Source organism: Herbaspirillum sp. C7C8 (assembly GCF_022627875.1).
Classification (GTDB): domain Bacteria; phylum Pseudomonadota; class Gammaproteobacteria; order Burkholderiales; family Burkholderiaceae_D; genus Herbaspirillum.
In genome coordinates this window covers 1-15510 of the sequence record NZ_JABXGG010000035.1, presented here as the reverse complement: position 1 = coordinate 15510, position 15510 = coordinate 1, and the positions used below count along the sequence as shown (strand labels likewise).

17 protein-coding genes and 3 tRNA genes are annotated in these 15510 nt (G+C 62.6%); 3 read left to right on the top strand and 17 right to left on the bottom strand.

Going from position 1 to position 15510, the window contains the following annotated elements; all coding sequences use genetic code 11:
- Window positions 1–2: 2 nt before the first annotated feature.
- The 4 genes from HWE01_RS22290 to HWE01_RS22275 form a co-directional block, all read right to left on the bottom strand.
- Window positions 3–76, bottom strand: a tRNA-Val gene (locus HWE01_RS22290).
- Between the two features lie 149 nt (window positions 77–225).
- Entirely contained in the window at window positions 226–2478 is a 2253-nt protein-coding gene (locus HWE01_RS22285; RefSeq protein ID WP_241822918.1) for a RelA/SpoT family protein, read from the bottom strand.
- A 6-nt stretch (window positions 2479–2484) separates the two neighbouring features.
- Window positions 2485–2835, bottom strand: a complete 351-nt coding sequence (locus HWE01_RS22280) for a RidA family protein (protein ID WP_008328017.1) — start codon at window positions 2833–2835, stop codon at window positions 2485–2487.
- An 81-nt stretch (window positions 2836–2916) separates the two neighbouring features.
- Window positions 2917–3783, bottom strand: coding sequence for an alpha/beta fold hydrolase (locus HWE01_RS22275; RefSeq protein ID WP_241822917.1), 867 nt, complete (start codon window positions 3781–3783; stop codon window positions 2917–2919).
- A 16-nt stretch (window positions 3784–3799) separates the two neighbouring features.
- On the opposite strand from HWE01_RS22275, the gene HWE01_RS22270 reads away from it, so the two are divergent.
- Window positions 3800–3961, top strand: coding sequence for a hypothetical protein (locus HWE01_RS22270; protein ID WP_241822916.1), 162 nt, complete (start codon window positions 3800–3802; stop codon window positions 3959–3961).
- Window positions 3962–4023: 62 nt separating this feature from the next.
- Window positions 4024–4116, top strand: a tRNA-Leu gene (locus HWE01_RS22265).
- Between the two features lie 75 nt (window positions 4117–4191).
- Here the strand turns inward: HWE01_RS22265 and HWE01_RS22260 are convergent.
- A complete protein-coding gene (locus tag HWE01_RS22260; RefSeq protein ID WP_237713527.1) occupies window positions 4192–4365 on the bottom strand; it encodes a hypothetical protein in 174 nt (57 codons plus the stop codon).
- 328 nt (window positions 4366–4693) lie between these two features.
- Here HWE01_RS22260 and HWE01_RS22255 point away from each other — a divergent pair, with 328 nt between their 5' ends.
- Complete coding sequence (locus HWE01_RS22255) at window positions 4694–5254, top strand: DUF2242 domain-containing protein (RefSeq protein ID WP_034350206.1); 561 nt, start codon at window positions 4694–4696, stop codon at window positions 5252–5254.
- 90 nt (window positions 5255–5344) lie between these two features.
- On the opposite strand, the gene HWE01_RS22250 is transcribed toward HWE01_RS22255, so the two are convergent.
- The 12 genes from HWE01_RS22250 to HWE01_RS22195 form a co-directional block, all read right to left on the bottom strand.
- On the bottom strand, window positions 5345–5674 hold the full coding sequence (locus HWE01_RS22250) for a hypothetical protein (protein WP_008328010.1): 330 nt from the start codon (window positions 5672–5674) through the stop codon (window positions 5345–5347).
- Between the two features lie 126 nt (window positions 5675–5800).
- Window positions 5801–7441, bottom strand: a complete 1641-nt coding sequence (ybaL, locus tag HWE01_RS22245; RefSeq protein ID WP_008328008.1) for a YbaL family putative K(+) efflux transporter — start codon at window positions 7439–7441, stop codon at window positions 5801–5803.
- Between the two features lie 202 nt (window positions 7442–7643).
- Complete coding sequence (htpX, locus tag HWE01_RS22240) at window positions 7644–8522, bottom strand: protease HtpX (RefSeq protein ID WP_008328006.1); 879 nt, start codon at window positions 8520–8522, stop codon at window positions 7644–7646.
- A gap of 150 nt (window positions 8523–8672) precedes the next feature.
- Complete coding sequence (locus HWE01_RS22235) at window positions 8673–9086, bottom strand: hypothetical protein (RefSeq protein ID WP_241822915.1); 414 nt, start codon at window positions 9084–9086, stop codon at window positions 8673–8675.
- 306 nt (window positions 9087–9392) lie between these two features.
- Window positions 9393–10349, bottom strand: a complete 957-nt coding sequence (locus HWE01_RS22230; RefSeq protein WP_241822914.1) for a GGDEF domain-containing protein — start codon at window positions 10347–10349, stop codon at window positions 9393–9395.
- Window positions 10346–10969 carry a chemotaxis protein CheC gene (locus tag HWE01_RS22225; RefSeq protein ID WP_175342408.1) on the bottom strand — a complete coding sequence of 208 codons (624 nt, stop codon included), beginning with the start codon at window positions 10967–10969 and terminating at the stop codon, window positions 10346–10348. The genes HWE01_RS22230 and HWE01_RS22225 overlap by 4 nt, the downstream gene beginning before the upstream one ends.
- Entirely contained in the window at window positions 10966–11349 is a 384-nt protein-coding gene (locus HWE01_RS22220) for a response regulator (RefSeq protein WP_008327999.1), read from the bottom strand. The genes HWE01_RS22225 and HWE01_RS22220 overlap by 4 nt, the downstream gene beginning before the upstream one ends.
- A gap of 168 nt (window positions 11350–11517) precedes the next feature.
- Window positions 11518–12141 (bottom strand): histidine phosphatase family protein, encoded by a 624-nt coding sequence (locus tag HWE01_RS22215; RefSeq protein WP_241822913.1) that lies wholly within the window; start codon window positions 12139–12141, stop codon window positions 11518–11520.
- A gap of 3 nt (window positions 12142–12144) precedes the next feature.
- Complete coding sequence (locus tag HWE01_RS22210) at window positions 12145–12975, bottom strand: adenosylcobinamide-GDP ribazoletransferase (RefSeq protein ID WP_241822912.1); 831 nt, start codon at window positions 12973–12975, stop codon at window positions 12145–12147.
- Entirely contained in the window at window positions 12968–14002 is a 1035-nt protein-coding gene (gene cobT, locus HWE01_RS22205; RefSeq protein WP_241822911.1) for a nicotinate-nucleotide--dimethylbenzimidazole phosphoribosyltransferase, read from the bottom strand. The genes HWE01_RS22210 and cobT overlap by 8 nt, the downstream gene beginning before the upstream one ends.
- Window positions 14003–14150: 148 nt before the next feature.
- The gene (locus tag HWE01_RS22200) at window positions 14151–15125 is read right to left on the bottom strand and encodes a chemotaxis protein (RefSeq protein WP_008327994.1); all 975 of its coding nucleotides are present in this window, start codon (window positions 15123–15125) and stop codon (window positions 14151–14153) included.
- A 308-nt stretch (window positions 15126–15433) separates the two neighbouring features.
- Window positions 15434–15509: transfer RNA gene (locus HWE01_RS22195), tRNA-Gly, on the bottom strand.
- Window position 15510: the final 1 nt, after the last annotated feature.

The following is a 15510-nucleotide window of genomic DNA, read 5'->3' as shown; positions in this document are numbered from 1 at the left end:
GGTAGGCACGATTGGACTCGAACCAACGACCCCTACCATGTCAAGGTAGTGCTCTAACCAGCTGAGCTACGCGCCTAACGAAGAAGCGAGAGTATAGGAGGCTTTTCAAAATTTGCCAAGGGGTAAATGATGAAAATGATAAAAAATTAAAAATAGTCCGCCTGTTTCACCAAGCATCCGGCCACCCTCCCCGCCATCCTCTCGCCATTCCTGCTGCCCGGCGAACTACTGCCGCTTGGCCTCGATCACGCCCTTGACCTCGCGAATGACCGTCAAGGCCTTCTGCAACTGCTCGGTCGACCCGATCTCGGCGGTGAAGGCCATGCGTGCATGGCCCTTCACGCTTTGCGTACTGACCCCGATCACATTGATCTTGTCGCGCAGGAAGATATCCGAGATATCCCGCAGCAGACCCTGGCGATCACTGGCCAGCACGAAGATATCGACCGGATACACCGTATCGCGCGCCGGTGCCCCCCAGGTGGTCTGGATGACGCGCTCGGGCGCATGCAGGCTCATCTCGGCGAAATTCTTGCAATTGACCCGATGGATGGAAACGCCCTTGCCACGTGTGACGAACCCAGCGATCACATCCGGCGGGGCCGGCTTGCAGCAGCGTGCCAGCTGGGTCAGCAGACCATCGGTCCCCACCACCAGCACCCCCGACTTGGCGCCCTGGACGATGCTGGAGGCGCGGCTCTTGCGGGTGATCAGGGCTTCGTCGTCAATCTCCGGCTTCTTTTCCTCGCCTTCGTGCAGCGCCTGCTCGACGTGGCGCAGGCTGAATTCTTCCTTGGCCAGCGCCAGACAGAGATCATCGACCTTGTCGAAACCCAGCTTCTGCGCCAGCTCTTCGAGATTGACGGCGGTCTTGCCTTCGCGCTGCAAGGTCTTTTCCAGCAGGCCACGGCCTACCGACAAGGTTTCCTGCTGCTCGATGGCATTGAACCAGGCGCGGATCTTGGAGCGCGTACGCGAACTGGCGGCATAGCCGGCACCCAGCCAGTCGCGCGAAGGACCCACGCCAGCGCCACTCTTGGCGGTGATGATTTCCACCGTCTGGCCGTTCTTGAGGGGGGTGTTCAGCGGCACCATCACACCATCCACCCGCGCGCCGCGGCAGCGGTGGCCGACGTCGCTGTGCAGGTGGTAGGCAAAGTCGATGGGCGTGGCGCCGCTGGGCAGTTCGATCACTCGCGCCTGCGGCGTGAGCACGTAGATGCGCTCGTCCAGCGTGGCCGACTTGAGCTTCTGCACCCAGTCGCGACGGACTTCTTCCTGATCCACCACGGCATCGGTGACTTCATTCTTCCAGGCCAGCAGCTGACGCAGCCAGGCGATTTTCTCGTCATATTTCTGCGCCGAGAAATTCGAGCCACCGCTTTCCTTGTAGCGCCAGTGCGCCGCCACGCCGTATTCGGCGAAGTGGTGCATCTCGTGCGTACGGATCTGCACTTCCAGCGCCCGGCCATCCTCGGCCATGACTACCGTATGCAGCGACTGGTAGCCGTTCTGCTTGGGACGCGAGATGTAGTCATCGAACTCTTCCGGAATCGGCGTCCAGATGTTGTGCACGATGCCCAGCACCGAATAGCAAGTCTTCACATCGTCGACGATGACACGGAAGGCGCGCACATCATAGAGCTCGGAAAAATCGATGGACTTGCCGCGCATCTTGTTCCAGATGCTGTAGATGTGCTTGGGTCGCCCGCTGACTTCGGCGCGAATGTCCTGCGCCGCCATCTCGGCGCGCAGGCGCTCAATCGCGTTGGCGACGAAGGCTTCGCGCTCCAGGCGCTTTTCTTCCAGCATCTTGGCGATGCGCTTGTAGGTCGCCGGCTCCAGGAAGCGGAATGACAGGTCTTCCAGCTCCCACTTCAACTGCCAGATGCCCAGCCGGTTGGCCAGCGGCGCGTAGAGGTCAAAGGTCTGGCGTGCGTACTGCGCGCTGGCTTCGTTCTCTTGCTTGGTCTCGGCAAAGTAGCGCAAGGTCGCCACGCGCGAGGCCAGGCGCACCAGCACCGCGCGCATGTCGGTGGCCATGGCCAGCAGCATCTTGCGCAAGGTTTCGACCTGGGCGGCGGCCTGCTGGGCGGCGTTCTTGCCGCGCAGGACTTCCTGGTGCTGGGGCTGGAAGCTCAGGCTGTGAAAGCGCATCAACTGGCGCACATTGCCCACCAGCTCGGCAATTTCCTTGCCGAAGCGTTCTTCCAGCTTTTCGTCCAGCTCGGGATGCAGCATCTGCGCCTCGAAAGCCAGGCCGGCGATGCGGGTGGCGGCATCGACGTTGAGCGCAGTGAGCACGGTGGCTACCGAGACGGCGAACTGCAGCGCATTCTGCCCGGACAGGATCTGCCTGTCGGCATAGAGCGGCTCGAGTTCGGCCAGTGCCTGCTCGACCCGCGCGACATCGTCAGGGCCGAGACCGGCGGTAATGGCTGCCAGGCCCTCGCCCTGGGTACTTGCTACCGAAACCATACCTGCTTACTTCTGGGCCGCGACGATGATGATTTCCACCAGCAGTTCGGGACGGGCCAGCTTGGCTTCAACAGTGGCGCGCGGCGGCGCGTTGCCGGGCGCGACCCACTCATCCCAGACCGCGTTCATGCCGGCAAAATCCTTCACATCGGACAGGAAGATCTGGCACGAAAGAATCTTGGTCTTGTCGCTGCCGGCCTCGGCCAGCAGACGGTCGATATGGCCCAGCACTTCGCGGGTCTGGCCTTCGATGTTCTGGGTGGCGTCTTCGGCGATCTGGCCGGCCAGGTAGACGGTACCGTTGTGGATGGCGACTTCGGAGAGACGCTTGCCGACGTGCAGACGTTGTACGGACATGAAATTTCCTTCGTAGTAAAACCCGGCGCCCGACGGCGCCGGCAATGACAAAAATGGATGCGATGCGTGCGGGGCGACGGCTCAGCCCAGCAGGAACTGCCGCGCCACCTCGATCTGCGGGGCGTGCATGAAGGTCGGTGCGTGGCCCACATCGGGCAACTCCACCAGCTTGGCCTTGGGGCCGCGACGCGTCATCTCCTGCGCCACTTCCGGCAGCAGCAGGTCGGACTGGGCGCCGCGTACCAGCAGGGTCGGACAGGCGATGGCGTCATAGGCCGCCCACAGCATCTGCTCGGCCGCCGTGGCGGCTTGCGGCGTGGTCAGCTTGAAGGGGACCGCCAGACCCAGGTCGTAGTGGCGCACCCACTTTCCCTCTTCATTCTGGCGCAGCACGTCCTTGGCCAGCTTGTGCCATTCTTCATCACTGTGCTGACCGAAGCTGGCCGAAATGGTCCGAATATACTGGGCGGCTTCCTCGAAGGTATCGAAGCGCACGTCCTGGCCGATGTAGTCGCCGATACGCGCCAGCGCGGCACCGTTGATGGACGGACCGATGTCGTTGAGCACCAGGCGGCGGATGGGGTTGCCCGGCAGCGAGGCCAGGCCCATGCCGATCAGACCGCCCATGGAGGTGCCGAACCAGTCGACGATCTCGGCGTCGGCGCGCGCCAGCAGGGTCACCATGTCGCTCACGTATTGCGGCACCGTATAGAACTGCGCATTGGCCAGACGGCCGGAACGGCCGCGTCCGACCACGTCGGGGCAGATCACCCGATAGGTATCGCAGAGCTCGCGGGCCATGCGGTCGAAATCGTCGGAGACCCGGGTGACGCCATGCACGCACACCAGTACATTGGGATTGCGCGCATCGCCCCACTCCTTGTAGGCCATGGTGTGCAGGCCGGCGGGAGAAATGCACTGCACTGTCTTGACTACGGCTTCAGTCATGGTGAGGGCTTTCCAGATGAACGAAGCCGTCATTCTACCCTTTCAGGACAGCTTGTCGGCTGGAAATGGCAAGCCGGAACAGGAGGGAATGCTGTCTGGCCAGTGCAAACAGGCCATCGGACATCACTGTTGCCGCTTCAAGAAAAATTCAGAATTTTCCGCAGGAAAAAACAAATGATGCAGCACAAGTCGCTGCTATAATGCGTCCCTTTTCCGGCGGCCCTCGCCGGCATCCCTCATGCCTGAGTGGTGAAATTGGTAGACACAGCGGACTTAAAATCCGCCGCTTACCCGGAAGGGGGCGTGCCGGTTCGACCCCGGCCTCAGGCACCAGACACCAGACACCGCCAATCATTCTTCTTCAGGCTCAGACCACCGCAGGCGGGTTTCCTGGACGAGCCGAGTGACTCAGCGCTTGAGCAACTCCAAGGCATCCTCGGCCACACTGCGCAGATTGGTAATGGTGGCGTTGAGCGCGGCCAGTTCGGCCGGTGTGGGCGGCTGGTCCATGCCGTTCTTGACCAGCGAAGCCTTGATGATGGTCGCGGCCATCTGCCACGCAGCCTTATTGTGTGCGTCCACCAACTCTCGCTGGATGCGCTCCAATTCCGCTTTCTGATTTTTATCCATGTTCCTTGACGAGGCCGGTTGCGAATTTGCCAGGCATCCCCGGCAGATTCATGATCGTCCCGATGGAAGACCACTCCCTTTGTTGGCCTAACATTACTTTCAGTCAGGCAATTCGACAAGTGATTTTACCTTCCTGATGATGACCTGCGCGTGTCTTCGTTTGCTGTTCTCATCAGGTGATAGGTCATCTGTTACCGATCTTTACCATCCGCCCAAACCCTGCGCTTCGTGAATCCTTTACAATTCACGCCACCCTTCACCGTTGCTGGAGATCCGCTGCATGCCGCGCCTGCGCTTTTCTATCCCGTTTCTCGTCATCACCACCGCCACTCTGGGCCTGACCGCCTGCACCACTGGCAAGACCGCCTTCTATCATCAGGAGGAATTCAGCGATACCAGCGCCTTCTCGCGCAGCTTCCCCGGCAGCGAGAAAGCGGTCTGCGAAGCGGCCCGGCGCGCACTGCTGGGCCAGGGCTATGTGATCAGCAAGTCTTCCGACAACACTCTGGATGGCAACAAGAGCTTCCAACCGGCCAGCGACAAGCACATGGAAATCGCCTTCCACGTGGTCTGCGCCTCCAATGGCAACGGCAAGAGCTCGACCATGTTCGCCAGCGCCACCCAGGATGGCTACGGTATCAAGAAGAGCAACAGCTCGGCCAGCCTGGGTGTGAGCGTACTGGGCTCGGTCTCGATGCCCTTTGCCGCCAGCGATGATTCGATGGTGCGCGTCTCCAGCGAAACCATCCGCTCGCCGGATTTCTATGACCGCTTCTTTGGGGCGGCCGAACGCTATCTGCTGGTGGACGTCGATGACGACACCGCGCCCGCCAAGAAATAAGGCATCAGCCGCTCCGGCAAGCCATCGGCGCCGGGATGAACGCAAAAATGGCGGCCGAAGCCGCCATTTCTCTTGCCTGCTGCCCGGGAATCAACGCCCCCAGTAGCCGTAGCCCGGGGGCGGCGGCGGACGGTGCCAGTGGCGGTGATGGCCACGAGGGTAGCCACGCTCCACATACACCGGTGCCGGTGCGTAATAAACCGGTGCCGGACGCACGTAGACCGGTGCCGGGCGCACATACACCGGCGGTGGCGCATACACGGGCGCCGGCTGCACGTACACAGGCTGCGGAGCCACGTAAGCGGGCACGCCGATATTGACGCCGATGGACACATGTCCGGCCATGGCCGGTGCTGCGGACAGACCGGCAACCGCAGCAAACACAGCCATGCCGGCCATCAGGGAAATCGACTTTTTCACGATAGCTCCTCGTTGTTCTGAATGACGTAGCGTGACTATATCCGCCGATTCCTGACAACTCTAGGCGAAAGCCGTAAGGGTTGTAAGCAAATGCTTCACAAACGTTAAGCGCAATGTGAAGAATGCTTAGATCCCCTGCCCTACCGAGTCCAGCATGCCTCGCGCGATCTCGCGCTCGCCCATGATGACGTGCTGGGCGCCATGCTTTTCCAGGTGTTCGATCTCGGCATCGGAGTGGGCGCGCGCCACCACCTTCAGTGCGGCATTGAGTTCCAGTGCATTCTCGATCACCTGGCCGGCTTCGAAGACTTCGGGAATCGCCACCAGCAGCCAGCGCGCCCGCTCCACGGCGGCGGCCTGCAACAGTTCGCTCTGGGCGGCATTGCCGTACAGCGCCGGCACGCCATCCTGGCGCAGTGCATCGAGATGCTCACGCTGCGCCTCGATCACCACGAAGGGCTTGCCCTGCGCACGCAACTGCTCACCGATCCCCCGACCGACGCGGCCATAACCGACCAGCACCACGTGGTCCTGCAGATCGACCGTAGGCGGCACGTCCTGCACGTCGGCGGGCTCGGCCTGGCGCGCCTCGTAGCGGTCCAGCAGCGAGAACAGCAGCGGATTGATCAGGATCGACAGGATGGCGCCCCCGAGGATCAGATCGCGCGCCATCGGCGAGAGCAGGTCCAGCGACAGGCCGAGTGTGGCCAGGATGAAAGAAAATTCACCAATCTGCGCCAGGCTGGCCGAAATGGTCAGCGCCGTCGAATTCGGGTGACCGAATGCGCGCACGATCAGCCAGGCGGCGGCCGACTTGCCGACCACGATGATGAGCACCGTCGCCAGCACCAGCAGGGGCTCGCGCACCAGGATCGAGGGATCGAACAGCATGCCCACGGAGACGAAAAACAGCACCGAGAAGGCATCACGCAGGGGCAGCGATTCTTCGGCGGCGCGGTGGCTCAGTTCGGATTCGGAGAGGATCATGCCGGCAAAGAAGGCGCCCAGTGCAAAGGACACGCCAAACACGTAAGCCGATCCCAGCGCAAAGCCCAGTGCAATGGCCAGCACGGCCAGGCGGAACAGTTCACGCGAGCCGGTATCGGCGATGCGTTCCAGAATCCACGGAATGACGCGACGTCCGACGATGAGCATCACCGCCACGAAGGCCACCACCTTGCCCAGCGTCAGCCCCAGGGTCAGCAGCACGGCGTTGCCGGAAAGCGCCTCGCCCTTGCCCCCCAGGATGCCGGAGAGCGCAGGAATGAGCACCAGCGCCAGCACCATGGCGATATCCTCGACGATCAGCCAGCCCACGGCAATGCGGCCGCGCTGGGTTTCGACCAGGCGACGTTCCTGCAATGCCTTCAACAGCACCACGGTACTGGCCACCGACAGCGCCAGGCCAAACAGGAAGCCCTCACCGAACGGCCAGCCCAGCAGCCAGCCCAGGCCCATGCCGAGCAAGGTGGCGATGGCGATCTGCGCCACTGCACCTGGAATGGCGATGTTCTTGACCGACAGCAGGTCCTTCAGGGAAAAGTGCAGACCGACGCCGAACATCAGCAGGATCACCCCGATCTCGGCCAGTTCCTGGGCCAGGTCGGCGTCGCCCACGAAGCCAGGCGTGAAGGGGCCGATGGCGATACCGGCTACCAGATAGCCGATCAGGGGCGGCATCTTCAGACGATGGGCCAGGGTCCCGAAGATGAAAGCCAGGACCAGGCCGGCGACAATGGTGGCGATCAGGGGAGTGTGATGGGGCATCAGTCAGGATTCCTTTCTAAGGTGGATGAATTTGTTGGAGATGACTGTGTCACTGGCTGCCGGACGGCTTCCTGCCTGCGCGCAAACTCAGGCAGGAAGCTTCACAAAGACTAACACGCGCATGAATACGCGGGCATGACAGCCACGCAGGCGCCGCCGCTGGCGGGCCGCACTTGGCGCGGTGCGGTCCGCCAGCATGGCATCAACGTGCAGCCTGCAGGGCGGCGATGCGCGACTCCAGCGGCGGGTGGCTGGAGAACAGGCCCAGCCACGACTCACGGCCGGAGATGCCGGAGGCCTGCAAGTTCTGCGGCAGGCCATCGGACTGCAGGCCACCCAGGCGGCGCAGCGCGTTCATCATCGGCACCTTGCTGCCCATCAGGGCTGCGGCACCGGCGTCGGCGCGGTATTCGCGCTGACGCGAGAAGTACATGACGATGATGCTGGCCAGGATGCCGAAGACGATTTCACAGACGAACACGGTCACCATGTAGCCGATGCCGGGGCCGCTGTTCTCTTCGTTGTTGCGGCGCAAAAAAGAGTCGACGAAGTAGCCGACGATGCGCGCGAAGAACATCACGAAGGTATTGACCACGCCCTGGATCAGGGTCAGCGTGACCATGTCGCCGTTGGCGATGTGGGCCACTTCATGGGCCAGCACGGCTTCCACTTCTTCCTTGGTCATGCCTTGCAGCAGGCCGGTGGACACCGCCACCAGCGAATTGCTCTTGCTGGCGCCGGTGGCAAAGGCATTGGGCGGGCCGTCATAGACCGCCACTTCCGGCATGGGCAGCTGGGCGCGGGTGGCCAGGGTCTGGACGGTCTGCAGCAGCCACAGCTCGGTGGAATTCTGCGGCTGCTCGATCACGCGCGCGCCGGTGGACCACTTGGCGATGGTCTTGGACATGAACAGCGAAATGAAGGAACCGCCAAACCCCATCAGGCCGCAAAACACCAGCAGCATGCCGAAGTTGAGACCGTTGGCTGTGAGGTAGCGGTTCACACCGAGCAGACTGGCGGTGAAGCTCAAGACCAGCATCACGGCCAGGTTGGTGACGAGGAACAGAACAATGCGTTTCATGGTTTTTCCTGGTAAACGAAAAGGTGCCGTGCACGTCCGGCGGCACGGCGGGTCAGACAATGGGAAGCAATGATGGGAATGGCGCGATGGCGTACAAGGGTGCCGCCGCGTCTGCGTCCTGCCCTGCGGCAGTGGCGCACCAGGGAAGGCTCAGGCCAATGGAGGAGGACGCAACTGGTCGTGCAGGTAGGACGACCAGTTCAGGCTTGCCGCAAAGGCGTGGGGAAACGGAAACCAGTGCAGTCCGGGCGTGGCGATGGGCGCCGGCAAGGCCGGATCTTCCAGCTCGCCCTGAGCGGTGGGCTGGTCATCGTCGTCGGTACCGGACGGAAGTTCATCGGCCGGTGCGATAGCGGCACCAAGGAGATCTGCCGCAGCGTGCCAGGAACTGGCAGCCGCCGCCTGACAGACCTGTTCGCCGACATGTCCGCCCCCCTGCGATGCTGCGGAAAGCGATACCTGCAACTGCTCGCGCAACTGTTCACGCAGCTGTGGCTCTCCCGTGGCTGCCAGCAATTGCAGCGGGATCAGCAGAGTCAGCAGCAGGAGCAGCAGTCGGCGCATCAAACCCATCGTGAAGGAAAAAGTAAAAACAAGGTGCATCGCCCGGCAGCATCCGCCCCCCGTTCGCCAGGCTCTTGTCAGCATGAACGGATGCGCATTATACGCAAAATCGCCGCCCCGCCCTGCCAGCCGGTTCCCCCCCGGAAACCAAGCCATACGGCAAGTTATCCACAAAAGCTGTGAACAAGCCTGTTGATAAGCACGCCGACTGTTTCTGACATGCTTGCTCAGCAAGGGTTTCCTATAAATTGCTCTTGTTTTACACAAAAGTGAAGAAATTTCCTCAGTACCTGCCCGCCGGCGGGCTCAATCGGTGGCCACTACCTTGTTGCGGCCACCCAGCTTGGCGCGGTAGAGCGCCGCATCGGCGGCCGCCATGAGCAGGCGTCCATCCGGGTCGCTTTGTACCAGACGGGTGCACACCCCGATGCTGATGGTTACACGGTGCGCCACCAGAGACTTGGCATGCGGCTCGGCCAGCGCATGTACGGTCTGGCGCAGCGATTCGCCCACCTCGGCCGCCTGGCCGGGCGACAGGCCTTCCATGAGCAGGATGAATTCTTCCCCTCCGTAACGCGCCAGCAGATCGCCCGGGCGCTGCAACTGACCCTGCAAGGCGGCCGCCACGCGCTTGAGCACCTGGTCGCCAGGTCCATGACCGTAATGATCGTTGTAGTGTTTGAAGAAATCGACATCCACCATGAACAGCGACAAGGTCCCGCCCGCCTGCCCCATGCGCTGCAAGGTCCGGGCGTAGTGTTCATCAAAATGGCGGCGGTTGTGAATGCCCGTCAGACCGTCGGTGCCGACCTGGCGCTTGAGCACGTCGGAGTGCGACTGCAGCATCTTCTCGCGGCGCACGGAGTTGCTGGCGTCGCTGATCTGGACCAGGCACAGGCGTTCTCCTCGTGCGTTATCCAGCGCAGTGAGCACCACTGATTGCACCATGCGCGCCGGTGTGGCGGTGGTGACATGATCCGGGTACAGCGGCAGCGGTGCCCGATGCAGGGCGCTGGAGAGCACCGCCGGCAATCCATAGCCCAGGGTGCTGTCGATGGCCCGCAACAGCGCCGGCGAGATGCGCTCCGCGAACACCTGGTCCAGACGCGCACCCAGTGCCTGTTGCGTCGGTACGCGGCTATGGCGTGCCACCCAGGCGTTCCAGAGCAGGATGTGCAGTCCGGCATCGAGCATGATCAAGCCGCCGTGGAGCTGATCGAGCACCTCCTCGGCGCTGAAGCGCGGTACCACGGCAGTGCTCATGCCAGACCGATCTTGCCCAGGTAGCGCTGCACGTGCCCCACCAATGCGTGCAGCGAGGTGGAACTGAGCAGGAAGATGAGGTGACCATCGGTCTGGTGCTTCTCGATCACCAGATCGATGTGCAGCACCAGCACGAAGCTGTCCTCGCCCTGCGCGCCGGCCAAACGCATCGAGATATCCTCGGAGGACGACACCAGGTATTGCGGCAAGGCGCTGTTGAGCGTGATCTCCAGCATGTCGGCCATGGCCGAGAGGCAGGCATTGAGGATGATGTTGCCCAGCTCGCACATGGCTTCGCGCTCGAACTCGGCCAGATCCTCCAAGCTCATCTGCGAGCCCATCATGTCGCGCACGATGGACAGCGCACGATCCTCGGTAAAGAGCAGTACCGCCTCCGCATCGAAGGGGCCATCGAAGTTCTGGCTCACCGTGGCAAAGCGTCCGCGCGAGCGCGGCAGCACCCGTTCGTCGATGGCTCCGGTACGCAGCACTTCCACCGAGGGGACCGACAGCCGCACCTCGTCGCCGACGATTTCGGACAGACTCTGTGCCGCCCGTCCGGCACCGACGTTGAAGATCTCGGTGAGAGCGTCGCGCTCGATTTCGTTGAGAATGCTCACGACTGGCCCCGGAAATGCTGCAGCGCCTGGCCGATCGATTTTTCCGTGACCGGCTTGGCCACGAACAGAGCGCCCAGCTGCTGGGCGCGGGTCTGCACTGCTTCCTGGATATTGGCCGAGAAGATCGCGATGCGCACCGCCGGATGCGCTTGCAGGATATGGGCAGCCGCATCGGTGCCGAGCATGCCGGGCATGTTGATGTCCATCGTGCAGTAGTCGGGTACCCGTTGCTGCACCAGGGCGATGGCCTCCTCGCCCGTTCCCGCTTCCATCACCTGCCAGTCAGGATGCACGGCCAGGACATTGGCCTTGATCACCATGCGCGACACCTTGCTGTCATCGACGATGAGGAGGGTCTTGCCGCTGTCATTGCTTGCCATCTTGATTCACCTTGAACATCAAAAATCTGAAAAATGCTGACATGTTGTCATTTGTTAAAAATGATAAATCAAAAGCAACATGCTTCGTATGAGGGAATTCCTGATACGAAGCAATCTGCATCATGGAAAGCATGAAAAAAAGACCTGGAGGCCTCTGCCTCGTGGACCCTAGCGGGTGGAGGTGGAGGTGGCGCAGGCGTCCAGCGCAAGCAGGCGGGCATGGGCAATCTCGCCGCGATGGGCTGCGGCGTGCAGGGCGATGTCCCGGAAAGCGTCTGCATCGGGCCGGGCTGCCGTCCCCTGCTCTGCACGCCATGCGACACAGGCGTGCAGCATGCGGACGGTGCCGGCGTGACAGACCACAACTGCGCCGTCGGCCGATGTCGCCAGCAGGTCATTGAAGGCTGCCCACATGCGCTGCGCAACGGCGGTCAAGGTCTCGCCACCGCCGGGCGGGTAGCCGGCAAGGTCGGCATTCCATGCCTCCACTTCAGCCCAGGGAATATCGTCCCAGAGGCGCAGCTCCCACTGGCCGAAATCCATTTCCTGCAGGCGCGAATCCAGCCTCGGGGCAGGCTGCCCGACTGCCGTAGCCAGTGCCTGTGCCAGGCGCGCACAGCGCTGCAGCGGGCTGCTGACCCAAGGCCAGTCGCGCGGCAGGGCCCGCACCTGAGGCAGCAGTTGTGCCACACTTTGCGCCAGCGCGTCGGGAGCGACGGCGATGTCGCTGCGCCCATAGCAGGTGCGCTTGTCCAGCTGAGGCTGAGGGTGGCGAATCAAATGCAGCTGCATGGATCAGGCACGCCACCAGGACGGCAGCGTGGCCAGCGCGCCCAGATAAAAGGCCGTTTCACTCAATTGCTGGACCGCGCCCAGGCCGTCTCCGGTATAGCCCCCCAGGCGCCGCTGGAATCGCCAGGCCAGCCAGGCTGCCGCCATCGCCGCCAGCAGCACACCGGCAACGATGCGTTGCCAGGACATCATGCCCAGCACGATCACGCCCATCACCGGCAGCACCGCAAACACGGTCGCCAGCAGAAATTCTCCATGACGCATCTGCTGCGCCAGTGGCTTGACCTTGCCCTCTTCCCGCACGTAATCCATACGCCAGATCAGGCAGGTGGCCAGCCAGCGTGACAGCGGATGCGCCATGCCCAATACCGCCAGCACCTGCAACGGCAGCAGCGCCTGCAAGGCCGCCAGCTTGGTCAGCAACAGCGCGATGATGCCGATCACGCCATAACTGCCCAGGCGCGAATCGCGCATGATCTCCAGCGCACGCTCACGGCTGACCGCACCGCCGAGGCCATCGCAGACATCGGCGAAGCCGTCCTCATGGAACGCCCCGGTGAGCCAGATACCGGCGACGGTGGACAGCAGCACTGCCACCGGCTGCGGCCAGAGCTGCGCCGCCAGCAGATACACCAGGGCGCAGGCCCAGGCCACGATCCAGCCGACCAGCGGGAAGTAGCGCGTGGCATGCTGCAGCCAGTGCGGCTCAAAGCCCACCCAGCGCGGGATAGGGAGCCGTGTGAAGAATTGCAGCGCCGTGAAGAACAGACGCAACTGGTACAGCAGCCCTGTGCTGTGCGGTGGTGGCGATGAGGTGAACTCTTTTTCAGACATGCTTTTCGCTGACGCTGGCCGAGGAAAAGGTCGCCATGCGTTCCAGGAAATTGACCGCAGCACGCAGCAGCGGCAAGGCCAGGGCGGCACCGGTGCCCTCGCCCAGGCGCAGGTCCAGCTGCATGAGCGGCGTGGCGCCCAGGTGCTGCAGCATGCGGCGGTGGCCGGCTTCGTCGGAGCAATGCGAGAACACGCAGTACTCCAACACCGCCGGCTGCAAGGCGGCCGCCACCAGCAGCGCCGAGCTCACGATGAAGCCGTCGATGAGCAACACCTTGCGCCGCCGTGCAGCAGCGAGCATGGCGCCGGTCATGAAGGCGATCTCGAAACCGCCCAGTGCCGCCAGACGTTCCAGCGGTGCGCTCGCCCGGCCATGCAGGTGCAGCGCACGGGTGACGGCATCGGCCTTGCGGGCGATACCCCGGGCATCCAGGCCGGTACCGGCCCCTACGCATTCTTGCACCGGCACACCGGTAAAGGCAGCCATCAACGCGGCCGCCGCGGTGGTATTGCCGATCCCCATTTCCCCGAAGCCCAGCACATCCGTTTGCAGCGCCTCGGCAAACTGCATCCCGGCCTGCAGCGCAGAGGCGCATTGCTGCGCCGTCATGGCGGGGGCCTGGCAGAAGTTGGCGGTACCGGGCGCGATCTTGCGATCAAGCAGGCCGTCGCGCACGCCGAAATCGTGATTGACGCCGGTATCGACGATGTAGAGCGCGCATTCGTTCTGACGTGCAAAGACATTGATCGCCGCGCCACCGGCAAGGAAGTTCTCGACCATCTGCCAGGTCACGCTTTGCGGATAGGCCGAGATACCCTCCGCAGTCACGCCGTGGTCGCCGGCGCACACCACGATGGCGCTCTGGCGCAGCACGGGATGATCGCTACCCTGGATCAGGCCGATCTGGCGCGCCAGGCGTTCCAGCGTACCGAGGCTGCCCAGGGGCTTGGTCTTGTCATTGATGCGCGCCTCCAGACGGCACGCCAGGGTGGCATCGAAGGGAGAGGCAATGGCGGGAATCTGCATGTAAGGACGCTCGGCGCGCGGGGCGCGGCAGGATCAAGGGAGCGTCAGTATACGAGATCGCCGCTGCCTGCGGCACGGCGCCCACAAGAAAGGGAGCCCGCAGGCTCCCTTGGCTCCCTTTCTTGCCGGTGATCGCAGCCGCCCCGCTTCAGGCCCTGGCAGCAGCCTTGTCGAGTACGCCGAAGATGGTCGAGGCCAGTTCGTTGGCTTCGAACTTGGCGACATAGGCATCGCCCCCCACGCTCTTGACGTGGTCCTCGTTGGCCGAACCGGAGAGCGAGGAGTGGATGATGACGGGGATGTTCTTCAGGAAATCCTCGCGCTTGATGTTGCGCGTGAGCGTGAAACCATCCATTTCCGGCATTTCCAGGTCGGTCAGTACGAAGGAGATCTTGTCGGCAATCGGCTTGCCCTCGGCGCGTGCTTCCCTGGCCAGCTTTTGTATCTTTTCCCAGGCGTCCTTGCCGGTGACGTGCATCTCGAACGGGATTTCCATGGCCCGCAAGCCCTGCTCGATGAGCGAACGCGCCACCTTGGAGTCATCGGCAGCGATGGCCACAGCACCGGGGCGCAGGCCGTGGCCGGTGCTCTTTGCCAGCTGTTCCATCTTCATGTCGCGGTCGCTGGGCATGATCTCATGCAGGATCTGCTCCACGTCCAGCACCTGGGCCAGGCGACTGGTGTCCTTGTCCTGATCCAGGCGCGCGATGCTGGTGACGAAGGCACCACCGCTACTGGTTTCGGCTGACAGGACCTGACTCCATTCCAGGCGCACGATCTCGTCCACCGATTCGACTGCAAAGGCCTGGGTACTGCGCGCATATTCGGTGACCAGCAGGATGTTCAGTCCGGTCTTGGGCACACAGCCCACCACCGCCGGCAGGTCGATCACCGAAATGATCTGGCCGCGGATGTTGACCATGCCCAGCATCGGCGATTGCGTGCCCGCCGCCTTGGTCACCGGCGGCATGGGAACGATTTCACGGATCTTGAAAACGTTGATGCCGAACAGCTCGGAACGCTCGCCGTGAGGATCCGCCCCCAGACGGAACAACAACAGCTCGAATTTGTTGGATGCGGTGAGATTGGTTCTTTCATCAATCTCTTTTTGAAAATTGTCCATGCCCCTTCCCCCCCGGATACAAATAATTTAGACAGGCAAACCCTGCCTCAGCAATGTAGTGGGGAAAGATGGCCGTGGCAATCAGGCAATCACTGATAGCCGACATTTTTGACCTTGGGCAATGGAGCACATGCCGAAATACCACGCTTGCCCGCCGCAGGGAAGACGCTGCGTTCCGCCTGATCGAGGCAGTGCCCGGATGGTGCGCTCAAGGCTGTGCAAGAGTACGGGGCAATGACAGGGGTACAGCACAATGAAATGGGGTGCCGAAATGAAAAGAGGAAGCCCGAAGGCTTCCTCTTTCAATTTGGAGCGGGAGAAGAGTCTCGAACTCTCGACCTATACCTTGGCAAGGTATCGCTCTACCAACTGAGCTACTCCCGCA